The 22757-nt window shown below is 71.5% G+C and carries 10 protein-coding genes; all 10 read right to left on the bottom strand.

Going from position 1 to position 22757, the window contains the following annotated elements; all coding sequences use genetic code 11:
• Positions 1-26 precede the first annotated feature (26 nt).
• On the bottom strand, positions 27-11252 hold the full coding sequence (locus DEJ47_RS34455; protein ID WP_223828617.1) for a non-ribosomal peptide synthetase: 11226 nt from the start codon (positions 11250-11252) through the stop codon (positions 27-29).
• Positions 11253-11493: 241 nt separating this feature from the next.
• On the bottom strand, positions 11494-12696 hold the full coding sequence (locus DEJ47_RS34450; RefSeq protein WP_223828616.1) for a sensor histidine kinase: 1203 nt from the start codon (positions 12694-12696) through the stop codon (positions 11494-11496).
• A 147-nt stretch (positions 12697-12843) separates the two neighbouring features.
• Entirely contained in the window at positions 12844-13497 is a 654-nt protein-coding gene (locus DEJ47_RS34445; RefSeq protein WP_150175041.1) for a response regulator transcription factor, read from the bottom strand.
• Positions 13498-13679: 182 nt separating this feature from the next.
• The gene (locus DEJ47_RS34440) at positions 13680-15848 is read right to left on the bottom strand and encodes an ABC transporter ATP-binding protein (RefSeq protein ID WP_150176072.1); all 2169 of its coding nucleotides are present in this window, start codon (positions 15846-15848) and stop codon (positions 13680-13682) included.
• Positions 15849-15895: 47 nt separating this feature from the next.
• Positions 15896-16120, bottom strand: a complete 225-nt coding sequence (locus DEJ47_RS34435; protein WP_150175040.1) for an MbtH family protein — start codon at positions 16118-16120, stop codon at positions 15896-15898.
• Positions 16121-16209: 89 nt separating this feature from the next.
• On the bottom strand, positions 16210-17019 hold the full coding sequence (locus tag DEJ47_RS34430; protein WP_150175039.1) for an alpha/beta fold hydrolase: 810 nt from the start codon (positions 17017-17019) through the stop codon (positions 16210-16212).
• Positions 17020-17031: 12 nt separating this feature from the next.
• Positions 17032-18342, bottom strand: a complete 1311-nt coding sequence (dpgC, locus tag DEJ47_RS34425) for a (3,5-dihydroxyphenyl)acetyl-CoA 1,2-dioxygenase DpgC (RefSeq protein WP_150175038.1) — start codon at positions 18340-18342, stop codon at positions 17032-17034.
• Positions 18342-19025, bottom strand: coding sequence for an enoyl-CoA-hydratase DpgB (gene dpgB, locus DEJ47_RS34420; protein ID WP_150175037.1), 684 nt, complete (start codon positions 19023-19025; stop codon positions 18342-18344). The genes dpgC and dpgB overlap by 1 nt, the downstream gene beginning before the upstream one ends.
• A 14-nt stretch (positions 19026-19039) precedes the next feature.
• On the bottom strand, positions 19040-20122 hold the full coding sequence (gene dpgA / locus DEJ47_RS34415) for a 3,5-dihydroxyphenylacetyl-CoA synthase DpgA (protein WP_150175036.1): 1083 nt from the start codon (positions 20120-20122) through the stop codon (positions 19040-19042).
• 103 nt (positions 20123-20225) lie between these two features.
• Positions 20226-22457, bottom strand: a complete 2232-nt coding sequence (locus DEJ47_RS34410; protein ID WP_150175035.1) for an aminotransferase class I/II-fold pyridoxal phosphate-dependent enzyme — start codon at positions 22455-22457, stop codon at positions 20226-20228.
• Positions 22458-22757 lie beyond the last annotated feature (300 nt).

The following is a 22757-nucleotide window of genomic DNA, read 5'->3' as shown; positions in this document are numbered from 1 at the left end:
CGCGCCGTGGGCGGCGGTTGAAGACTTCACCGGGACAGGCCTCCCTCGAGCTTCGCTGCTATCGCTTGGAACTGGTCGACCTCGTCCTGCTCCAGGTCGAGGAGGTGGAAGTCGGACGGAGTGTGTCCGCCCGCGTCCGGGTCGTCGGTGTGGGCGGCTAGGCCGGCGAGCAGCCGCACCCAGGTCCCGCCGATCCGTTCCACGTCGGTGTCGGTGAGGAGCCGTCGCGGCCGGCTGAGCGTGACGGTGAGTTCGGGGCCATCCGGTGTGTCCCGGACGACCGCGATGCCCTCCAGTACGTGCGGGGCCGGTGTGTCCGAGCCGTCCGTGCCGCCGGCTCCGGTCGGCCCCGCCAGCTGCCAGGCGCCGACCCCTCCGGCGCCCGCCCCGGGGCCCGCGGTCTCTGGTCCGGCGTCGGCCGCCGCCGCGAACCGGCCGAGGTAGTTGAAGCCGATCTCCGCCGCCGGTGCGGCCCGCAGGACCGGGGCCGTCCGGGGGTTCAGATGGCGCAACAGGCCGTAGCCGAGTCCGTCTCCGGGGACCGCCCTCACCTGCTCCTTGACGGCCTTCACCAACGTACCGGCAGCCCTGCCGCCGGCCATAGCGTCGTCCAGGTCCGTGCCGGTCACCTCGATACGCACCGGATGTGCGCTCGTGAACCAGCCGACGGTGCGCAGCAGGTCGGTCCCGTCGATCGGCTCGCGCCCGTGTCCCTCGATGTCGAGGAGCAGCCCGGAGGCGGTGTCGGGGCGCCAGTGCGTCACCGCGCCCGCGAGGGTGGCGAGGAGCACCTCGTGCACCCCGCAGTGGAAGGCGGCCGGTGCCCTGCCGACCAGCGTTTCGACCTGCTCCGGCGGAACGGTCCACGAGCGGCGGCGCAGGGTGCGGGAGGTGTCGACGTGCGGGTCCAGGGCCCGGCCCGCCAGGGGTCGCCGGTGTTCCCCGAGCAGGGTCAGCCAGTCCGGCAGTTCCGCGAGGCGGGACTCGTCCGTCGCCTGTGCGGTCAGGAGTTCGGACCAGCGGCGGAAGGACGTTCCCACTGGGTCGAGCCGGGGTGTGCGGCCCGCGGCCACCGCCTCGCAGGCGGCCCGCAGATCCGGGACGAGGACGCGCCAGGACACGCCGTCCACCACCAGGTGGTGGGCGATCAGGACCACGCGGCCGGTGCGGTCCGGGCCCGCGTCGACCCAGACGGCCCGCAGCATCGTTCCTGCCGCCGGGTCGAGCCCGCGGGCCGCTTCCCGTGCTGCCCGGCCCGCGATGTCGTCCAGGGACCCGCTGTCGGCGGCTGTCGCGTCGACGCGGGACACCGCGGCCTCCGCCTGGACCGACCCGGGCTCGCCGACGACCAGCTTCGGCTCGCCGGGCACGGTGCGGGCGCGCAGCATGTCGTGGGTGTCCAGGAGCGCGGCGACGCCGCCCGTGAGGACGTCGAGGCCGAGCCCGGCCGGTACGCCGAGTGTCATCCACTGGGTGAAGTCCGGGCCCGCGACCTTCTCCCCGAAGGCCCGCATCACCGGCGTCCACGGCACTTCGCCGACGCCGACGTCGTCCGTCTCGGCCTGGGCCCCGGCGAGCTCCGCCACTTCCGCGAGGCGTTCCGGGGTCTTCTCCTCGAAGACCTGCCGGGGCGTCACGACCAGACCGGCGCGGCGGGCCCGGGACACCAGTTGCATCGAGCTGATCGAGTCGCCGCCCAGCTCGAAGAAGCTGTCCTCGGCGCCGACCCGGTCGAGGCCCAGCATGTCGGCGTACAGCGAGCAGAAGATCTCCTCGGTGGCGGTCCTCGGCTCGCGGCTCGTGACGCGTCCCGTGAAGTCGGGGGCGGGCAGCGCGGCCCGGTCGACCTTGCCGTTGGCGGTGCGCGGCAGGGCGTCGAGGACCAGTACGGCCGTCGGCACCATGTATTCGGGGAGTACGCCGGTGACGTACTCGCGGACCGTCCGGCCGTCGACCGTGCCGTCGTCCGCGGCGACGTAGCCGATGAGGCGCGGCTCGCCGGGCCGGTCCTCCCTGATGGTGACGGCGGCGTGGCGTACGCCGGGGCAGCTCGCGAGGGCGGCCTCGATCTCGCCGGGTTCGATGCGGTGGCCCCGGATCTTGATCTGGTCGTCGGCGCGGCCCGCGAAGACGAGCTCGCCGTCGCCGGTCCAGCGGACGACGTCGCCGGTGCGGTACATCCGGCGGCCGGGACCGAACGGGTTCGCCACGAACCGTTGGGCGGAGAGGCCCGCGCGGCCCAGGTAGCCGCGGGCGAGCCCGGCACCGGCGACGTACAGCTCCCCCGCCACACCCACGGGGACGGGGCGCAGAGACGCGTCCAGGACGTACGCCTGGGTGTTGGCGACCGGGCGCCCGATCGGGGGCGGCCCCTCGCTGTCGCGGATCAGGGCGGTCGTCGAGATGATCGTCGACTCGGTGACCCCGTACTGGTTGTACATGGCGCGTCCGGCCGACCAGCGCCTGCGCACCTCCGCCGGCATGGCCTCGCCGCCCGTGATGAGCAGGCCCAGGTCGGGCAGTTCCTCCGGGGGCAGCTGCGAGAGAAAGGTCGGGGGGATCGCGGCATGGGTGACGCGCCGGGTGCGCAGCAGGCGGGAGAGTTCGTCGCCGGATATGTCCAGGCGGGTCGGGGCGAGCACGAGTCGGCCGCCCGCGCACAGGGTGGGCCAGATGTCGGCGAGGGAGACGTCGAAGCTCGGCGAGACGAGTTGCAGGACCCGGCTGTCCGGGTCGAGGGCGTAGCGCCGCACGTTCTCCGCGACGAGGTTGCGCAGGCTTTCGTGCGAGACGGTGACGCCCTTGGGGGTGCCGGTGGAACCGGAGGTGTAGATGACGTACGCGGCATGCGCGGCCGACAACGCCCCCAGCCGCTCCCCGCCCTGCACCGGTCCGGGAGCGCACCCGGCGATCTCCGCCGCCACCACCGGGTCATCCACCACCACGACCCGACCCGCAAACCCCTCCGGCACCACACCCCGCGACCCCACCGAGCACACCACCACCGCAGGACCCACATCACGAAGCACAAACCCCACCCGCTCCGCCGGATAACCCGCATCCACCGGAACGAACACACCCCCCGCCAACGACACCCCCAACAACGCCACCACCAACGACACGGACCGCTCACCCACCACAGCCACCCGCACCTCAGGCCCCACACCCAACCCCACCAAATACCGCGCCAGACGGCCCGCCTCCGCCCCCAACTCCGCGTAGGTGAGGCACTGTTCGCCGGACACCAACGCCACGGTGTCCGGCGACGCCTCGACCCGTCGGCCGAACAGTTCGGGGGCCAGGGCGTCCGGGACGGGCGCCGTCGTGTCGTTCCAGCGCCGCACGATCTGTGTGCGTTCGGCGGGTGCCAGGAGGTCGATCTCGCTGAGGCGGAGGTCCGGGTCGGCGGCGACCTGTTGGAGGACGCGGGCGAGCCGGTCCGCAAGCGACAGGGCCGTGGCGTGGTCGAAGAGGTCGGTGGCGTAGAGGATCTCGCCGTCGAGACCGGCGGGGGCGCCGTGTTCGTCACGGCGCTCCACGACGGACACGGCCAGGTCGAAACGGGCGGCGAGTTCGGGCGGCAGGGGTGCGGGGCGGACGTCCACGCCCGGCAGGCCCCAGGTGACCTCGGGAATGTTCTGGAGGGCGAGCATCACCTGGAACAACGGGTTGCGCGAGAGGGAGCGGGTGGGGTTCAGCTCTTCGACGAGGCGTTCGAAGGGGACGTCCTGGTGCGCGTACGCGGCCAGGTCCACGGCCCGCACCCGCTCCACGAGCTCGGCGAACGTCGGATCGCCACTCACATCCGCACGCAGCACCAGCGTGTTGACGAAGAACCCCGCCAACTCCTCCAACGCCGCATCCTCACGCCCCGCGGTGGGCGTACCGACCGTGATGTCATCCCCCGCACCCAAACGCGACAACAACACCGCCACCGCGGCATGCACGACCATGAACATCGTCGCCCGCCCACGACCCGCCACACCCACCAACCGCGCATGCGTCTCCGCATCCGCCGACACCGGCACCAACCGCCCACGAAACGACGGCACCACAGGACGCGCCCGATCCACCGGCAACGCCAACTCCTGCACCACACCGTCCAACCGGTCCCGCCAATAAGCCAGTTGACCACTCAGGACACTCGCCGGATCCTCCAGCTCCCCCAGCACCTCCCGCTGCCACAACGCGTAATCCGCATACTGCACCCGCAACCCCGCCCACCCCGGCGCCCGACCCTCACACCGCGCCCCATACGCCCGCTCCAAATCCCTCGCCAACACCCCCATCGACCAGCCATCCACCGCCACGTGATGCGCCACCACCGACAACACACACTCACCCGCACCAACCACCACCACACACACCCGCCACGGCAGATCAGTACGCAAATCGAAGCCGGTCGCCAGCTGCGCGGCGAGCATGCGGTCGACAGCGGTCCCGCCCCCGTCGGTCATGTCGTCGGCCCGCACGACGACCAGAGGCGGCCGTCCGGCATCGCCGTGCCGCACCTGCTGGTGGGGGACGCCGTCGATGTCGGGGAAGACGGTCCGCAGGCTTTCGTGGCGGTCCGCCACATCACCCAGCGCAGCCTCCAACGCGGCGAGGTCCAACGCGCCCGAAATCCGCAACACCAAAGGCAAGTTGTACGCCGAAGCCGCCCCCGGAACCGTCTCCTCCAACCGGTTCAAGAACCACATCCGCTGCTGAGCGAACGACAACGGCACCACATCCGGCCGCACCCGCGCCGCCAACACCGGACGACCAAACCCAGAACCAGAACCCGAACCAGAACCCAGACGCTCACCCACACACCGCGCCAACCCCGCCACCGTCGGCGCCCCGAACAACTCCCCGATCCCCACCTCCACATCAAGGACCGCACGCACCCGCGCCACCAACCGCATCCCCGACAGCGAATCCCCACCCAGATCGAAGAACCCGTCCTCGATCCCGACCCACTCCAGGCCGAGTACCTCCGCGAACAGGCCGCACAGGATCTCCTCGGTCTGCGTCCGCGGTTCGCGCCGGGATACGCGGGCGGCGAAGTCGGGAGCGGGGAGAGCCGCCCGGTCGAGCTTGCCGTTCACGGTGAGCGGCAGGGCGTCCAGGACCAGCACGGCCACCGGGACCATGTACTCGGGCAGGGTCCGGGCCGCGTACGCGCGCAGTTCCTGGGGGTCGACGGGGTCGATGGGGTCGATGGGATCAATGGAGTCGATGAGGTCGGCGTCGTCGCGACGCGAGTGCTGGTGGTGAAGCCGCCGGTCGTCGGGGACCACGTAGGCGACGAGGCGTTTGTCGCTGTCCGGTCCGCCGTCCTGGCGGGCCACGACGACCGCCTGGCCGACCGCTTCGTGCCGGGTCAGCACGGCCTCGACCTCCCCGGGCTCCACGCGGAACCCGCGCACCTTCACCTGCTCGTCCGCGCGGCCGGCGAACGACAACTGCCCGTCGGGCGTCCAGCGGGCCAGGTCCCCGGTGCGGTACATGCGTTCGCCGCCGCCGGAGGTTCCGGGGAACGGGCACGCCACGAAGCGTTCAGCCGTCAGGTCCGGCCGCCCCGCATAGCCTCGGGCGAGGCCCGCACCCGCGATGTACAGCTCGCCGACGACTTTCGGCGGGACGGGGCGCAGGAATCCGTCAAGGACGTACAGGCGTACGTTGCCGAGCGGGCGTCCGATGGGCGGTGCCTCGTCGTCCGGCCCGATCCCGGCGTCGACGGGTCCTGCGGTGGCCATCACCGTGGCTTCCGTCGGGCCGTACGTGTTCCACACCCGCGCCTGTGGCGTCCAGCGGCTCGCGAGGCCGGCGGTGAGGAGCTCGGCTCCGAGCACCCAGGTGCGTACGCCGGAGACCGTGGCCGGGTCCAGGACGCTCAGCAGGGACGGCACGACGCTGGCCGTGCTCACCCCCGCCGACTCGATCACCGCCGCCAGCGCCGACGGCTCAGCCCGCTCGGCCGCGGAAGCGATCACCAGCGTGCCGCCCCCGGACAGCGTCGCCGCAACATCCAGCACCGCCGCGTCGAAACTGAACGACGCGAACTGCAACACCGAAACACCCACACCCACACCCAGCACCGGACACATCGCCGCCGCCAAATTGGCCACACCACCGTGCGCGACCGCCACACCCTTGGGACGACCCGTCGAACCCGACGTATAGATCACATAGGCCAGTTGGTGCCGGGTCGGCCGCCCGCCGAGTGAGGCGGGGGACTCCGCCTCCAGCGCCCGCCCGATGTCTCCGTCGTCCAGGAGGACCACTCGCGCCGCACCCACGGGAACCGCTGTGAGGGTGTCCGCGACGCCCAACACGACGGACGCCGCGCTGTCGGCGAGCACGTGGCCGAGGCGGTCCGGCGGGTACTCCGGGTCCAGCGGGACGAACGCACCGCCCGCCTTCCACACCGCCAGCTCCGCGACGACCATGTCGACGCCCCGCGGCAGGCACAGCCCCACCCGTGACTCGGGACCGACCCCGAGCCCCACCAGATGTCGGGCCAGCCGGTTCGCCCGCGCCTCCAGCTCCCCGTACGACAGGGTCTGACCTCCGCACCTGACCGCGACCGCCCCGGGCGAACGAGCCGCGCACCGTTCGAAGAGCTCCGGTACCGACGCGTCCGGGACGTCGGTCGCCGTGTCGTTCCAGCGCCGCACGATCTGTGTGCGTTCGGCGGGTGCCAGGAGGTCGATCTCGCTGAGGCGGAGGTCCGGGTCGGCGGCGACCTGTTGGAGGACGCGGGCGAGCCGGTCCGCAAGCGACAGGGCCGTGGCGTGGTCGAAGAGGTCGGTGGCGTAGAGGATCTCGCCGTCGAGACCCGCCGGGGCCCCGCGTCCGTCACGGCGTTCCGTCAGGGTCACCGCGAGGTCGAAACGGGCGGCCGGCGCCCTCATCGAAGCGGAACGCACCTCCACGCCCCGAAGGCGCCACCGCGGCTCGGGCACGTGGTCCAGGGCGAGCATGACCTGGAAGAGAGGGTTGCGGGACACGGACCGCGTCGGGTTGACCTCTTCGACGAGGCGTTCGAAGGGGACGTCCTGGTGCGCGTACGCGGCCAGGTCCACGGCCCGCACCCGCTCCACGAGCTCGGCGAACGTCGGATCGCCACTCACATCCGCACGCAGCACCAGCGTGTTGACGAAGAACCCCGCCAACTCCTCCAACGCCGCATCCTCACGCCCCGCGGTGGGCGTACCGACCGTGATGTCATCCCCCGCACCCAAACGCGACAACAACACCGCCACCGCGGCATGCACGACCATGAACATCGTCGCCCGCCCACGACCCGCCACACCCACCAACCGCGCATGCGTCTCCGCATCCGCCGCCACCGGCACCAACCGCCCACGAAACGACGGCACCACAGGACGCGCCCGATCCACCGGCAACGCCAACTCCTGCACCACACCGTCCAACCGGTCCCGCCAGTACGCGAGTTGACCACTCAGGACACTCGCCGGATCCTCCAGCTCCCCCAGCACCTCCCGCTGCCACAACGCGTAATCCGCATACTGCACCCGCAACCCCGCCCACCCCGGCGCCCGACCCTCACACCGCGCCCCATACGCCCGCTCCAAATCCCTCGCCAACACCCCCATCGACCAGCCATCCACCGCCACGTGATGCGCCACCACCGACAACACACACTCACCCGCACCAACCACCACCACACACACCCGCCACGGCAGATCAGTACGCAAATCGAAGCCGTGACCCGCCTCTTCCGCCAGCACTTCCTCGACCCGGGACGCGGCACACTCGACGGTGATCAGGGACGGCCGTCCCGCCGCACCGTCCAGAATCTGCTGGCGGGGAACGCCGTTCGCTTCGGGGAAGACGGTCCGCAGGCTTTCGTGGCGGTCCGCCACATCACCGAGGGCCGCCTCCAACGCGGCGAGGTCCAACGCACCCGAAATCCGCAACACCAAAGGCAAGTTGTACGCCGAAGCCGCCCCCGGAACCGTCTCCTCCAACCGGTTCAAGAACCACATCCGCTGCTGAGCGAACGACAACGGCACCACATCAGGCCGCACCCGCGCCGCCAACACCGGACGACCAAACCCAGAACCAGAACCCGAACCCGAACCAGAACCCAGACGCTCACCCACACACCGCGCCAACCCCGCCACCGTCGGCGCCCCGAACAACTCCCCGATCCCCACCTCCACATCAAGGACCGCACGCACCCGCGCCACCAACCGCATCCCCGACAGCGAATCCCCACCCAGATCGAAGAACGACATGTCGGTGCCGACCCGGCCCAGGCCGAGGATCTCGCCGAAGAGTCCGCTCAGGACGTCCTCCACGGGTGTCCCAGGGCCCCGCACTGTCCCCGCGCCCTCGAAGTCGGGTGCCGGAAGGGCGGCGCGGTCCACCTTGCCGTTGGCGGTGAGCGGCAAGGCGTCCAGGACCAGCACGGCGGCGGGGACCATGTACTCCGGCAGCCGCTCCGCCACATATGCGCGCAGCGAATCGGCGTCCACGTCACGTCCGCCGCCGTCCGGCACGACGTACCCGATGAGCCGCTTCTCAGCGCCTTGCCCGTCCTGCCGGGCCACCACCACGGCCTGCCCGACCGCCTCGTGCCCGGCGAGTACCGCCTCGATCTCGCCCGGCTCCACGCGGAACCCACGGACCTTCACCTGTTCGTCCGCACGCCCCACGAACAACAGATCGCCGTTCGCCGTCCACCGCACCAGGTCACCCGTGCGGTACATCCGACGCCCGGCCCCGAGCCCGTCGCCGAACGGACACGCCACGAACCGCCCGGCCGAAAGACCCGGCCGACCCAGATACCCGTACGCCAGACCCGTTCCCGCGATGTACAGCTCCCCCACCACTCCGGCAGGGACCGGCTGCAGCGTCGTGTCCAGGACGTACACCTGCCGGTCGGCCAGCGGGCGGCCGATGGGCAGCGTCCGGCCCGCCCGGGCTTCCGGGCCCAGGTGGTGTGTGGTCGCGCAGAGGGTGATCTCCGTCGGCCCGTACAAATGCCGCACCGCCACCCCAGGACAAGCCCCACGCACCCGCGCCACCGCACCCGCCGGCACCACATCCCCACCCGTCAACACCTCACGCAGACCGGCAAAACACCCCGGAAACTCCTCCGCCAACACCCGGAACACACCCGCCGTCACATGCACCACCGACACACCCACACCAACAGCCGACCGAACACCCCCCGCATCCACCACACCCGCACCCGCCACAACCACCCGGCCACCCGCCACCAACGGCACCCACACCTCGAACAACGACACATCAAACGCATGCGGCGCATGCATCAACACCGCATCACCAGCACCCACCGACCAACCCGAACCCCCCACCAGACCCGCCACCGCCCCATGCGCCACCACCACACCCTTCGGCACCCCCGACGACCCCGACGTGTACATCACATACGCCACATCACCCCCACCCACCCACACCCCAGGACCATCCGCACGACACCCCGCGACGGCCGCACACACGCGCGGGTCGTCCAGCACCACCAGACACGCCTCGTGGACCGCGGGGATCGCGTCGCGGTGCGCCTCGGCGCACAGCACGGCCGTGGGCCGGGAGTCGGCCAGCAGGAACGCCACCCGCTCCGCCGGATACTCCACATCCACCGGCACGAACGCCGCCCCCGCCCGCCACACCGCCAGCAACGCCACGATCAGGTCGACCGAACGCTCCATCACGACGGCGACGCGGTCGCCGCGGGCGACTCCCTCGTGCGCGAGGTACGCCGCCAGGCGTCCGGATTCCCTGTCCAACTCCGCGTAGGTGACCGTTCGTTCGCCGTCCGTCACGGCCACCGCGTCCGACGACCAGGCGAGGTGGCGGGCCAGCAGCTTCGGGACGGTGTCGGCGGCGGGGGCCGCCGGTCCTTCGGTGGCGTTCCAGCGGTCCAGCACGTGGGCGCGCTCCGCCGCGTCCAGCCATGGCACCGCGCCGACCGGCTGCGACGGGTCGGCGGTCGTCCGTGTCAGGAACCGCAGGAAGGCCTGGAGGGCGGACCGGAGCCAAGGCCGGTCGTACAAGGCGGAGTTGGCCTCGAAGGTGATCTCCATGTCCTGGCCCTCGGGTGCGCCGCTCACCAGTACGCCGAACTCCTCGACGCGGCGGCTCGACAGGTCGCGCACGACGGACCGGTGGCCACCGAACGACAGGGTTTCGCCGGCCTTGGGCATGACGTTCACGTACGGCCCGAAGTGCCAGCGGTCGCCCGACGGCCAGCCGAGTTCGCGGCGCAGCTGTTCTCCTCGCAGACTCTGGTGGTCGAGGAGGGCGGCGATCTCCGTGTCCGTCGTCCGTGTGAGATCCAGGAGGCTCGTGGACGCGGTGACGGGGACGCGGAGCGGCAGGATGTTGGCCATCGTGCAAGGCGTGCGCCGGGCCCGGTCGCCGGTGCGGCCCGCGACCGGGAGGCTCAGGATCGCCTCGTCCGTTCCGCCGAGGCGGCCGACGAAGGCGGCGACCGCCGCCACGACGAGGCGTGGCCAGCTCGCCTCGGCGCGGGCGGCCGCCGCGCGCAGCGCCGTGACGGCGTGGGACGGCAGGTGGCCGGTCTCGCGCAGTACGTCGCCGGGGCCGGCCTCGGGCGTGGTGTGGCCCGGGATGCCGGTCAGGTCGGGGCGGTCCGCGAAGTGCTCGTGCCAGTACCGCCGGTCGGCCTCTTGGCGTTCCGAGGCGCGGTGCGCCGACTCCTCGTCCATCAGCGCGCGGAGCGGCGCGTGCTGCGCCGGGGCGCAGGGGCGGCCGGTGAGGAGTGCCGTGTAGACGTCCGCGGTGCGGCGGGCGAGCAGGGAGCAGCCGTAGGCGTCCATCAGGAGGTGGTCGTAGCGCTGGTACCAGATGTGGTGGTCGGGGGCGAGGCGGAACAGGGCGTGCGCGTAGAGGCGGTCGGCGTGGGAGGCGATCTCCTGGTCGAGTTCGGCCCGCATCCACGCCTCGGCGGCCTTTCTCGGGTCTTCCTCCTCGGTGAGGTCGTGGAAATCGAGGAGGGCATGTGTTTCCGGGGGCGGGAACGTCATGCGTGCGCCGCCCGCGCCGTCGTCCTCGAATCGTGCGTGGAGTATTTCCGTCTCGTCCGTCAACTGCCGCAAAGCACGTTCGAACAAGTGCGGAACGACGGGCCCGTGGATGTCGACGTACTGTCCGACGCTGTACAGCCGGCGCGAGCCCGATACGCGTTGCGCGAGCCAGATTCCCTCCTGGGCGTCGAGGAGGGGCAGAGTGCGAGCAGCGTTGCCGTTCATCATTCCCCCTGGCCGAGCAATTCCCTCGGCTGTTCCGTCTGTCCGGGCCGCACGAGGGCGAGAGCCGTCCAACCGCGCAGTTTTTGCACTTGGACGGTGAGCCGGGCGCGCGCTCGGGCATGCCGGAAGGCGTACACGGGAAATGCGCGCGGCCTCGCACGGAGAATTTGATGCTATGACCGCGGAAGGAATGGGCGCGACCGTCCGGGCTGGGCATTCACGGGGTCGCCCCGGCCATTCCCTATTCCGGGGCGGTGCTCAAGGCGCGGGCCATGTCGTCGTACGTCTCCGTGGCCGGTGCCGTCGTCCGCAGGGGGAAGCCGACTTCCACGACGAGGCCGCCCTGCGGCCGCGCGTGCGCGTTCAGGGTCGCGTCGTGTGCGGCGGCGATGGAGCGCACGATCGACAGGCCGAGCCCGTGATGGCCGTTGTCGGCTTTCCTGCCGATGCGCTGGAAGGGCTCGAAGAGGCGGCTGACACCGGCGGGCGGGATCCGCGGGCCGGTGTTGGAGACGCGGACGAAGGCAAGGCCGTCCTTGACGCCGGTCACGACCGTCACCCAGCCGTCGGGCACGTTGTATCCCATGGCGTTGTCCACGAGGTTGGCGACGAGACGTTCGATGAGGGCGTCGTCGCCCCAGAGGCCCGCGGGATGGATGTGCGCCTCGACCCGCAGGTTCCGGCGATCGGCCTCCTTGCGGGCGCCGACCAGCACGTTGCCGGTCAGCTCCGCCAGGTCGAGGGGTTCCCTGCGGTCGAGGCCGCGTTCGCTGCCGGAGAGGGTCAGGAGCGACTCCAGGAGGCGGGCCTGCTGCTCGCTGAGGGTCAGGAGGCGCTCGAAGTTCGCGCGGAAGGAATCGACGGTGGCGTCCCGGTCGATGAGGGACTCCTCCAGGAGTGCGTGCTCCACGGTCAGGGGGGTGCGCAGTTCGTGTGCCGCGTTGGCGACGAACCGTTTGTGGGAGTCCAGGGCCGTTTCGAGGCGGCCGAGGAGGCCGTCGACGGTGTCGGCCAGGTCCTTCAGCTCGTCGCCGGGTCCTTCGACGGCGAGGCGTTCGTGCACGTTGTGCGCGGAGATGCGCTGGACGGTGGTGGTGATGGTGCGCAGGGGGCGCAGGACCCGGCCCGCGACGAGCCAGCCGAGGCCGATGGCGATCACCGACATGATCGCCAGTGCGATGCCGGACTGGGTCAGCAGGTGCTGCATCTCGGCGGTGTGCTGGCGCATCGCCTGCTGTTGCTGGGCGTGGGCGAAGCGGTCGACCGCACCGGGGACCTCGTCGCGCGTGTACATGTGGATGCCCGCATCGCCGGGTGATCCGGAGCCTCCGCGGCGGCTGACGAGGACGGTGCTGGTGGGGCGGTTGACCAGCAGGTAGGTGATCGTGAGCAGGACGGCGCCGGAGATGACGAAGAGCAGGCCGTACAGGAGGGTGAGCCGCATGCGGACGCGCCGGGGCACGAGCCGCGAGACGAGTCCGGCGCGGGACGCGACTGCTCGGGGGAGGGCGCCGTGTATCCGGTTTGTACGTGACCGGGCCGTCCGGGCCGCGCTTCGCAGACGCATCGTCATCCCGTCTCGCTCACATCGTCAGATCCGGTATCCGCCGCGGGGCACGGTTTCGATCAGCGGCGGTGACCCGAGTTTCGGCCGCAGCCTGTTGATGGTCGCCTTGACCGTCGTCGTGAACGGGTCGGTCGCCTCGTCCCACACGCGTTCCAGGAGTTCCTCGGCCGATACGACGCGGCCGCGGGCGGCCAGCAGGTATTCGAGGACCGCGAACTCCTTGGGGGTGAGGGCCAGTCGGTGCCCGGCCCGGGTCGCGATGCGCTGGGCGGGGTCGAGTCGCAGGTCGCCGTGGACAAGGATCGGCGGGACGGCCGGCTGGGCGCGGCGGGCCACCGCCCGGACGCGGGCGACGAGTTCGGCGTACGCGAAGGGTTTCGGGAGGTAGTCGTCGGCGCCGAGGCTGAGCCCTTCGACGCGGTCCGCGATCGTGCCGGACGCGGTGAGCATGAGGACCCGCGTGCGGGCGGGCTCCGCCATCAGCGCTCCGCACACCTCGTCGCCGTGCACGGTGGGGAGGTCGCGGTCGAGCACCACCACGTCGTAGTCGACGACGGAGGTGCGTTCCAGGGCGTCCTCGCCGTCGTAGACGACGTCGACGGCCATGCCTTCCCTGCGCAGCACTCTGGCCACGGAGTCCGCCAGTTCGGTCTGGTCCTCGGCCACCAGCACCCGCACAGCCCCACCCCCCGATGGATCATGGCTGACCAGGATGTCCGAGCGGGGGTCACACACTGGTCACAGCCCACCGCCCACGCTCAGCCTACCGGCGGGGGGCCCGCGCGGGACCGGTACGGCGGAACGGCATCCGCGGCGCGGGGTGCCGCGCCGCGGATGCCGTGGGGAGGGGAGGGCTGGTCTCATCCGTGGCCGGGGGGCGGTGGACCGCCGGGTCCCGGGCCGTGGTGGTGGCGTGGACCTCCCGGCCCACCGGGTCCACCCGGCCCACCGGGTCCGCCCGGTCCGCCACCGGGTCCCGCGAGGAAGACGCCCGGCCCGCCGGGGAAGGCGCCGTGCGGGCCGCCCGGCATCGGACCGCCGGGGCCGCCGGGCCCGCCGGTGAGCACCGGTCCCGGGCCGTGCGGGCCGCCGACCGGCTCGGGCACGGGTGCGTCGCCGTTGTCGGAGGGCTGGCGGGAGAACTGCGTGCGGTACAACTCCGCGTACAGGCCGTCCAGTCGCATGAGCTCCTCGTGCGTACCGCGCTCCTGGACCCGGCCCTTGTCGACGACCAGGATCTGGTCGGCGTCCCTGATGGTGGAGAGGCGGTGGGCGATCACCAGGGAGGTGCGGCCCTTCAGTGCGGACCGCAGGGCGCGTTGGAGTGCCGCCTCGGACTCCGAGTCGAGGTGCGCGGTCGCCTCGTCGAGCACGACGATGGGCGGGGCCTTGAGCAGCAGCCGTGCCATCGCGACGCGCTGCTTCTCGCCGCCGGAGAAGCGGTAGCCGCGGTCGCCGACGACGGTGTCGAAGCCGTCGGGCAGCGAGGAGATCAGGTCCCAGATCTGTGCCGCCTTGCACGCGTCGACGAGTTCCTGCTCGGTGGCGTCGGGCCGCGCGTAGGTGAGGTTGTCGCGGATGGTCGCGTGGAAGAGGTGCGCGTCCTGCGTGACCATGCCGACGGTGTCGTTCAGCGACTTCAGGGTGACGTCGCGGATGTCGTGGCCGCCGATCCGGATGACGCCCTCGACGGGGTCGTAGAGGCGCGGCACCAGGTGGGTGATGGTGGTCTTGCCCGCGCCCGACGGGCCGACCAGGGCGGTGAGTCTGCCCGCCGGGACGGTGAAGGTCAGGTCGCGCAGCGTCCATGTGTTCTGCGTGCGTTCCTGCGCGGGCAGGGCGATGGACTCCAGGGAGGCGAGCGAGACGTCCGCGGCCTTCGGGTAGCGGAACGAGACGTTCTCGAACGTGACCTCCGGTGCCGTGCGGCTGCCGTCGGCGGCTGCCGTGGCCGAGGCGGCGGGCAGCGGCACCGCGTTCTCCTTCTCGGAGATGAGCGGTTTCAGGTCGAGGATCTCGAAGAGCCGGTCGAAGCTGACGAGGGCCGTGAGGACGCTCGTCTGGGCGCTGGACAGCTGGTTGATCGGGCCCATCAGCCGGGTGAGCAGGGTCGCGAGGGCCACCAGGGTGCCGATCTGGAACGTGCCCTCGATGACGAGGGCGCCGCCGATGCCGTACACGAGTGCGGTGGCGATGGCGCCGACGAGCGTCATCGTAAGGAAGAGCATCTTGCCGTAGACGGAGGTCAGGACTCCCAGGTCGCGGCCCTTGCGGGCCAGCCGGGAGAACATGCCCGTCTCACTGGCGGGGCGGCCGTACAGCTTGGCGAGCAGGGCGCCGGTGACGTTGAAGCGCTCGTTCATGAACGAGCCGACCTCGGCGTTGACCTGCATGTGCTCGCGCATGATCCGCTGCAGCCTGCGGCCGACGACACGGCCCGGCAGGATGAAGAGCGGGATCACCACGAGGGAGACGACGGTGACCACCCAGGACAGGTAGAACATCGCGCCGAGGACGAGGATCAGGGTCAGTCCGGCGGAGATCACCGTGGACAGCAGGGCGGTGACGGCCTGTTGGGCGCCGACGACATCGGTGTTGAGGCGGCTGACGAGGGACCCGGTCTGGGCGCGGGTGAAGAACGCCAGCGGCTGTCGCTGCACATGGTCGAAGATCTTGGTGCGCAGGTCGTAGATGAGCCCTTCGCTGACGCGGCCCGAGTACCAGGCCTCCGCGAAGCCGAAGACGGTGCTGAACAGGGCGAGGACGGCGACCGCCACGGAGATCCACACGACCACCGAGGTGTCCCTGGCGACGATGCCGTCGTCGATGAGGTACTTGAACAGAATGGGAGTGGCCACCACGTTGCACGCGTTGAGCACGGTGACGACCAGGAGAACGCCTATGTTGAAGCGATACGGTTTCGTATAGGGGAGGATTCGCTTGGCCGTGCCGCGCTTGATTTTCTGCTTGGTCACCGCCTCGTCGGGACCCATCCCCCGCATCAGTACCGGCCCCGGGCCGCCGATCATGGCCACGAAAACCTCCTGTTTTCGTTGTCGTTCCGGTCGGGGTACGCCTAGCCGGCGGCTGCGGACTTCTCCATCTCGTCGATGAGGCTCTGTGGACGCATGTCCGTCCAGTTCTCCTCGATGTAGTCCAGGCAGGCCTTCCGCGTGTCTTCTCCGAACACGGTCCGCCAGCCGGCCGGGACTTCGGCGAAGGCGGGCCAGAGCGAATGCTGGTTCTCCTCGTTGACGAGAACCAGGAACGTGCCGTTTTCGTCGTCGAACGGGTTCGGCATAACCACTCCGATCAATTTCCGTCGGCAGGACGTGTTTCACGCTAGCCGGGCGGTCCGGGGCCGACAAGGCCGTCCAGAAAGCGCGCTTTTCACGGGTGCCGGCCGGCGAAGAAGCCGGTGATCGCTGAATTCACTTCGGCGGGCCGCTCCAGATATCCGTAGTGGCCGCACCCCGGAATCTCGGTATAGAGGCTGCCGGGAATGGACCGCGCGACCTCACGGGACAGGTGCGGGCGGACCACGAGGTCGTCCTGGAACCCGATGACCAGACAGCGCCTGGTGATGTTCCGGTACGCGGCCAGCCGGTCGGGGACGAGTTGCAGGCCGAGCTGCCCGCGTACGCCCGTCATGTCCACGGCGGACATCTCGAAGACGGCCAGCCAGTCCCGCAGCCGCTCCTCGTCGTTGAGGGTGCGCGGGGAGAGGTTCTGCAGGGCCTGTACGTAGGCGGCGAAACGGGGCGGGAGTTTGCCGCCGGCGTCGCTGAGTTCCAGGTCGGCGGCGGTCATCGCCGCGGTCAGGGCGTCCGTGCGGCCGCTCGTGGCCATCAGGACGGCCTGGTGGACGAGGTCGGGGCGGGCCAGCAGGAGTTCCTGGACGGCGATCGCGCCGAGCGAGTACCCGACGATCCTGCACGCCCCCTCCCCCAGATGCTCGATGAGCCCCGCGACGTCAGCCACCATGTCGGCGAGCGTGAACCCCTCGGGGCACGGATCACTCGGCGGGATGCCCCGGTTGTCGAGGGTGATCACCCGGTGGCCTGCGGCGGTGAGGGCCGGCACCTGGTGCGTCCGCCACATGCGTCCTGGCGCGCCGGTGCCGGTGACCATGACCACCGGCTCCCCGGTGCCGTACTCGTCGTAACCGAGACAGGTCCCGTTGATCCGGGCGATCGGCATCGCGGTGTCCCCTCACCGGGCGCTCGGCGAGGCCGCGGCGAACCGGCCGACCTTGTCGATGACGTCCTGTCCGTAGATGCGCAGAGCCTGTTGCAGCGCGAACTCCGCCATGTACGCGCGGAACGCGTCGGGCGGCTCCTCGGCGAGGTTGAGCATGCGCCGGTTGGCGAGGACCGCGTCGCCGTCGAGCCGTGCCAGGCTCGCCTCGACGGCGGCGTCCATGTCCTCGGGCTCCACGACCTCGTCGACGAGGAGCCGCGCGTCGGGCTCGGTCGCCCTGATGCGGCGGCCTTCGAGGATGACCTGCCGGGACAGGCGCGGCCCGGCGTACCTGCCGAACCGGAAGTTGGCGACGCCGGGAATGATCCCCTCCTTCGCCGCGGGGAGGCTCAGATAGGCGTCGGAGGCGGCGAGGACGTGGTCGCAGGCCAGCAGGACCTGGGTGCCGCCGCCGATGGCGAATCCGTCGACGGCGGCGACCCACGGCTTCTCCACACACGGCGCGTGCCACTGCCCGGGGTGATCAGTCCGGATCCCGCGGACGAGTTTGTGGAGGTAGCCGAGTTCGCGGCGCAGCAGGAACCCCAGGAGCGGGATGTCCCCTGAGCTGAGGCTCTTGAGGTTGATGCCGGCGCTGAACACGCGCCTGCCGCGGTAGCGCGGGTGGCGCATCTCGCCGCCGCGCACCAGACCGACGCGCACGGCCGGGTCGAGCAGGGCGAGGTCGACGGCGGTCTCCATGTCGTCGACCTGCCGGACGTCCTCGGCGTTCAGGCAGTCGTCCCTGCACATGGTCAGCCGGGCCACTCCGTCGCCGCCCCGCTCGACGCGCACGGACTCCATCTCCACCGCCCCGGTGCGCGTGAACTCGTCCAGGAGCGCCAGGGCGCGGGGGGTCGGCCGGAGCATGGCGTCGAGCAGGTGCGGTCCCGCGTACGCGGAGCGGAGCACGGCGCGCAGGAAGATGCCCTGGTCGATCTCGTGCCCCTCTTTGGCCGCCTGCGGCTTGCTCCGCTCGGCGGCGAGCAGCTTCTCGTCGGGCACGAGCCCCGGGAACGCCGCGGCGGCGGCGTCGAGGAGTGCGTCGATGCGCGGGGACTCGGCGCGGTCCGTGGTCAGCAGGGCGTACACGGCGTCCGCGTGCGTGTCGAGGAAGGCGGACCGCAGGGCGCGCGCCGCGTCCTTCGCCGCCGCGATCCGCGCGCGTTGCGCGGGGGTGCGTGCGGGCGGTTCCGGCAGGGCGGCCACGAGGTCGTCGACGCGGGCCGGGGCTCCGGACGACGCGAGGAGCCCGAACCAGACGGTCTGCACGGAGGCGCTCATCACGCCTCCGCCGCTGTCTCCGGCGCCGCACCTTGCCGCAGCGCCCGGTCGCAGGCCGCGAGGTGGGCGCCGAGCGCGTCCTCGAAGCCGGTGGTCGCCGCGTCGAACATCAGCTGCCGCCGGATCGCGATCTCCTTGCCGGACAGGTCGCCGACGAGCGCGGCCGCGGCCGCCACCGCCGCCGCCGGGTCGTCGGTCAGCTCGTCCACGACGCCGAGGGCGAGCGCCTCGGCGGCCTGGACCGGACGCCCGAACAGGAGTGCCCCGCGGGTCCGGGCGACTCCGGCGAGCCGCACCAGGCGGTAGCCGGCCATTCCCGGCCAGGTCGCCGTCGCGTCGCGTGGGAGCAGCAGCCGGGTGTCCGGGGTGGCGACGCGGACGTCGGCGGCGAGGAACGTCTCAAGCGCGGTGCCCCCGCAGTCGCCGTGCGCCACGGCGACCGTGGCGACGGGCAGCCGCTCCAGGCGGCGCAGCGCACGCTCCCACTTGGTGACCAGCATGACGTCGAGGCTCCCGGCCCAGCCGTCGGCAGGCGCGCCGGTGACGTGGACGGCCACGACGGGGCTGCGGGCACCCGTGCCTTCCGCGTCCTCGGCGCGGTCGCAGAGGGCGGAGACCGCCTTGACGGCGGTGGCCGAGATCGGCTCGGAGCCGTCCAGTTCCAGTGCGTACAGAGGGTGCATGGCCTCTCCCGTCCTCACCATCGGATCAGCGCCGTCTCGATCGTGGAGCCCGGACCCATCGTCATGAGCACTCCGTACTCGCCGGGTCGCGCGACGCCCTCTTCGAGGAGACGTTCGTACGAGAACAGGAACGAGCCGCTGGACACGTTCCCGTGGTCGCGCAGCACACCGACCGTGTGGCGCACGTCGTGGCGGGTCAGGCCGAGGTTGACCACGACCGCGTCGATGACCTTCTTGCCCCCGGAGTGGACCAGCCAGTGCCGGATGTCGCTCCTGCGCAGCCCCGTGTCCGCGAGCAGGCGGTCGACGACGAGTTCGGCGTGCGCGCCCACCACGTACGGGATCTGCGGGTCGAGGAAGAAGCTGAACCGGCCCTGGACGCGGTCCCAGTCGTAGCGCATGGCGTCGACCGCTTCGGGGATGACGCAGCTCGCGAACTTCAGGACGGTGGGCGGCTCGGCCCCCGCCGGGGAGGGCGCGGGGCTCTCGCCGGCCAGCAGGGCGACTGCCGCAGCGCCGTCGCCGAACAGGCTGTTCACGACCGCCGTCCGCATCGTCGAGTCGACCGTGTAGGCGGCGGAGCACGCCTCCACGCAGAGCACGACGGCGAGTTCACCGGGGTGGGCGGTGGCCCAGCCGGCCACCACGCCGAGTGCGTTGAGGCCGGCGTTGCAGCCCATGCCGACGATGTCGGTCCGCGAACAGTGGCGGTCGATGCCCAGTTCGCGGATGAGCAGGGCGCTGACGCCGGGCGTGAGGAGGCCGGTGGAGGTCACGCAGCACAGGTGGCGGAGGTCGGACAGTTCGGCGCCCGCTTCCTTCAGGCAGGCGCGCAGGGCCTCGCCCCCCATCTCCAGGGCCAGTGCCTTGTGCTTGTCGAGCAGGTCGCCCTGGGACTCGGGGGTGCGGACGCCGTGTGCGTCCCGCGCCGGGAGGGTGAGGTTGCGGCGCTCGATGGCGCTGTTGAGGAAGACGGAACGCACTTTGGGGTCGGTGATCCCGAAGGCGTCGAGCACTTCCTGCTGCGAGTAGGAGGCGGGAGTGACGGCGGTGCCCACTCCGGTGATGCGGGGGCGGGTGGCCGGGGCCGTGGTCATCGGAAGGTCCACCCCCACATACGTGGTTTGCTGCGCAGATGCCGCGTGGTGCCGGTCACGGTCAGGTCCCTTCTCGTGGGGCGGAGTCGTGTGTGGCGCGGGGTCATGCGGTCTCGGACTCGATGAACCGCACGAGCCGTGCGACGCCCTCGCTGATCTGGGCGGGCGTCAGATAGCTGGTCGACAGGCGGATGCCGTGCAGGCCACCGCCGCCGGGATGGAAGTACGTCATCGGTGTCCAGATGACACCGAAGTCCTGCGCCGAGCGGATCAGCGCGTCGTTGTCCGCGCGGAACGGCACCCGCAGGGTGAGGAAGAAGCCGCCGGTGGGTTCGTTCCACCGCACGCCCAGGGCCTCGCGGCGCCCCGGGGAAAGGTGCGCGCCGAGCTCCCTGAGCGTGGCCCGCATGGCGTCGCCGTAGTACGCGGCCGCCGCGCTGTTGAGCTCCGAGACCTTCCCGCCCGCCGCGAGGAGCGTGCCCGCCACGGCTGCCTGGCTGAGCGACGAGGTGTTGACCGTCACCATGCTCTTGATCTTGGCGAGTTCGTCGGCGAGCAGCCCGGTGCGTCCGGACGCGTCGACGACGGGCTGGTCGGCGACGACGAACCCGACGCGGGCGCCGGGGAACACCGTCTTGGAGAAGGAGCCGATGTGCACGACCGTGTGGGCGGGGTCCTGGGACTTCAGGGTCGGCAGCGGCGGGCCGGGGCTGACCAGACGGTACGGGCTGTCCTCGATGATCAGGATGCCGTGCCGCGCGGCGAGTTCGAGGAGTTCGGCGCGGGCCCGCGGGCCCATGGTGGTGCCCGACGGGTTCGAGTGGTCGGGGACGACGTAGAAGGCGCGGGGCCTGCGTCCGCGGGCCCGTTCGCTCCTGATCACCGCCTCCAGGTCGGCGCAGGACACGCCGTCCTCGCGCTCGTCCACCGGGGTCACGGCGACGTCCAGGAGGCGGGCCGCGCCGGTGATGCCGACGTAGCAGGGGCTGGAGACGAGGAGCACGTCGTCGGGGCCCGTGATCAGGGCGCGCAGCACGAGGAGCATGGCTTCCTGCGCGCCGACCGTCACCACGATGGACCCGGCCGGTACGTCGATGTTCTCGTCGGCGCGCAGCGATTCGGCGATGATCTCGCGGATGAGGCCCGCCGTGGGTCCGTACTGGTACATGGCGGTCCGCACCTGCTGCGGCGAACTTCCCTGTTCCTCCAGGTGGTTCAGGTACCTGCGCAGGTGGGTGAAGATCTGCTCGCTGTCGAAGAACCCGTCGTAGGGGCGGCCCGGCGCGAAGGAGATCGCCTCGGGGTAGCGGGTGGTGATCTCGTTGAGGAACGTCATGGTGTCCAGGACGGGGTCGGACACGCTGGCGTGGAGTTCGGCCCTCCGCAGCGGCCGGGTGGCCGGGGGCGGCGCCGGGTCGGCTGCCGGGCGGGGTCCGGTGCGGACCAGGCCGGGGCCGATGTCCGCGACCGTGGCGGTGCCGGTGAACGTCATCGCGTCGCCAAGCTCCCGGACGAGGCCATCGAGGACCTCCGCCACGCCCGCCCGCCCGCAGGACCGCAGCCCGTGCAGGACGGGGCGCCCCGCGAACACCGCGTCGGCGCCGTCCGCGACCGCCGTCAGCACGTCGGCACCGCGCCGGACACCGCCGCTCAGGAGGACGGGGCAACGCCCCCCGACGGTCTCCGCGATGCCGGGGAGCGCGTCGAGCGAGGTGACGACGACACCGTCGGCACCGCTGTCGAGGGCGCGCCGCGCGTCGGACGTGGTCCGTACCCCGGCGACGAGCAGCGGCAGGGTCGTGGTGGCGCGGAGACGTTCCACATCGGCCCAGTCGGCGTGGGCGGTGAGCAGGGAGCGTACGTCGCCCAGTGGCCCCCGCTCCGTCAGGTTGGCGGGGGCGGCGGCCCGTTTGAGGCGGATGTCGTCGAGGCCGCCCACGGCGAGGAGGACGGCGCCGAATCCGGCGTCCTCGGCGCGTTCGGCGAGGTGCCGTTCGGTGGCGTGCGCGCGGAAGGCGTAGGTGCGCAGCCACGGCGGGACCTCGGTCGCCGAGCCGAGTTCGGCGAAGGTCCGCTCGGCGAAGGCGCCGACAACGCAAGGGAGTTGGGCAGCTCCTGCGGCCCGGACCACGGCGAGTTCACCGCCGGGCCGTGCGGGGGCGGCGAGCGGTCCGACGACCAGGGGCGCCGACCACACGCGGCCGAGGACCTTCACGGTGGTGTCGGGCGGCCCGGGAGTCGGCGGGCCGCCCTGGCGCAGTCCCCTGCGCTCGAACGCCTCGCGGTTCGCGGCCGACGCGCCACCCTGATCCGCGTCCTCGGTCTGTTCCGGCATGAATGTCTCCCAGGCGTCCGGAAGTTATCGGGAAAGTGCCATCCGTCGCTCAGAGTCACACGGTTCTCGACGGACCAACAGCGCGTCCAACCGACCGATTCGCACACTTGGACAGGGGCGGACAGACACGGACACGCACGGACACGCGTGAACATGCTCGCCGACGGTGACGGTGGGCGACGGCCGGATCGGACCGTGTCCGCGAGCGGCACTCCATCGAGGTCGCGGTCGAGCGCGTCGGCGGAGCCGTGGGGGTCTTCTCGTACGACATCCCAGCCCCCGGCGTCGAGCACGGCCACG

The organism is Streptomyces venezuelae (assembly GCF_008642355.1).
Classification (GTDB): Bacteria; Actinomycetota; Actinomycetes; order Streptomycetales; family Streptomycetaceae; genus Streptomyces; species Streptomyces venezuelae_B.
Note: the sequence above shows the minus strand (reverse complement) of the source record. Positions and strands in the feature narration are given on the sequence as shown.

Coding starts and splice junctions, on each gene's coding strand:
- DEJ47_RS34440 (WP_150176072.1), bottom strand. CDS start 15,848: ATGATCGGCGGCCCGGGGCCGGTACTGATGCGGGGGATGGGTCCCGAC.
- DEJ47_RS34455 (WP_223828617.1), bottom strand. CDS start 11,252: ATGAACGGCAACGCTGCTCGCACTCTGCCCCTCCTCGACGCCCAGGAG.
- dpgB (WP_150175037.1), bottom strand. CDS start 19,025: ATGCACCCTCTGTACGCACTGGAACTGGACGGCTCCGAGCCGATCTCG.
- DEJ47_RS34435 (WP_150175040.1), bottom strand. CDS start 16,120: ATGCCGAACCCGTTCGACGACGAAAACGGCACGTTCCTGGTTCTCGTC.
- DEJ47_RS34410 (WP_150175035.1), bottom strand. CDS start 22,457: ATGCCGGAACAGACCGAGGACGCGGATCAGGGTGGCGCGTCGGCCGCG.
- DEJ47_RS34450 (WP_223828616.1), bottom strand. CDS start 12,696: ATGCGGCTCACCCTCCTGTACGGCCTGCTCTTCGTCATCTCCGGCGCC.
- DEJ47_RS34430 (WP_150175039.1), bottom strand. CDS start 17,019: ATGCCGATCGCCCGGATCAACGGGACCTGTCTCGGTTACGACGAGTAC.
- dpgC (WP_150175038.1), bottom strand. CDS start 18,342: ATGAGCGCCTCCGTGCAGACCGTCTGGTTCGGGCTCCTCGCGTCGTCC.
- dpgA (WP_150175036.1), bottom strand. CDS start 20,122: ATGACCACGGCCCCGGCCACCCGCCCCCGCATCACCGGAGTGGGCACC.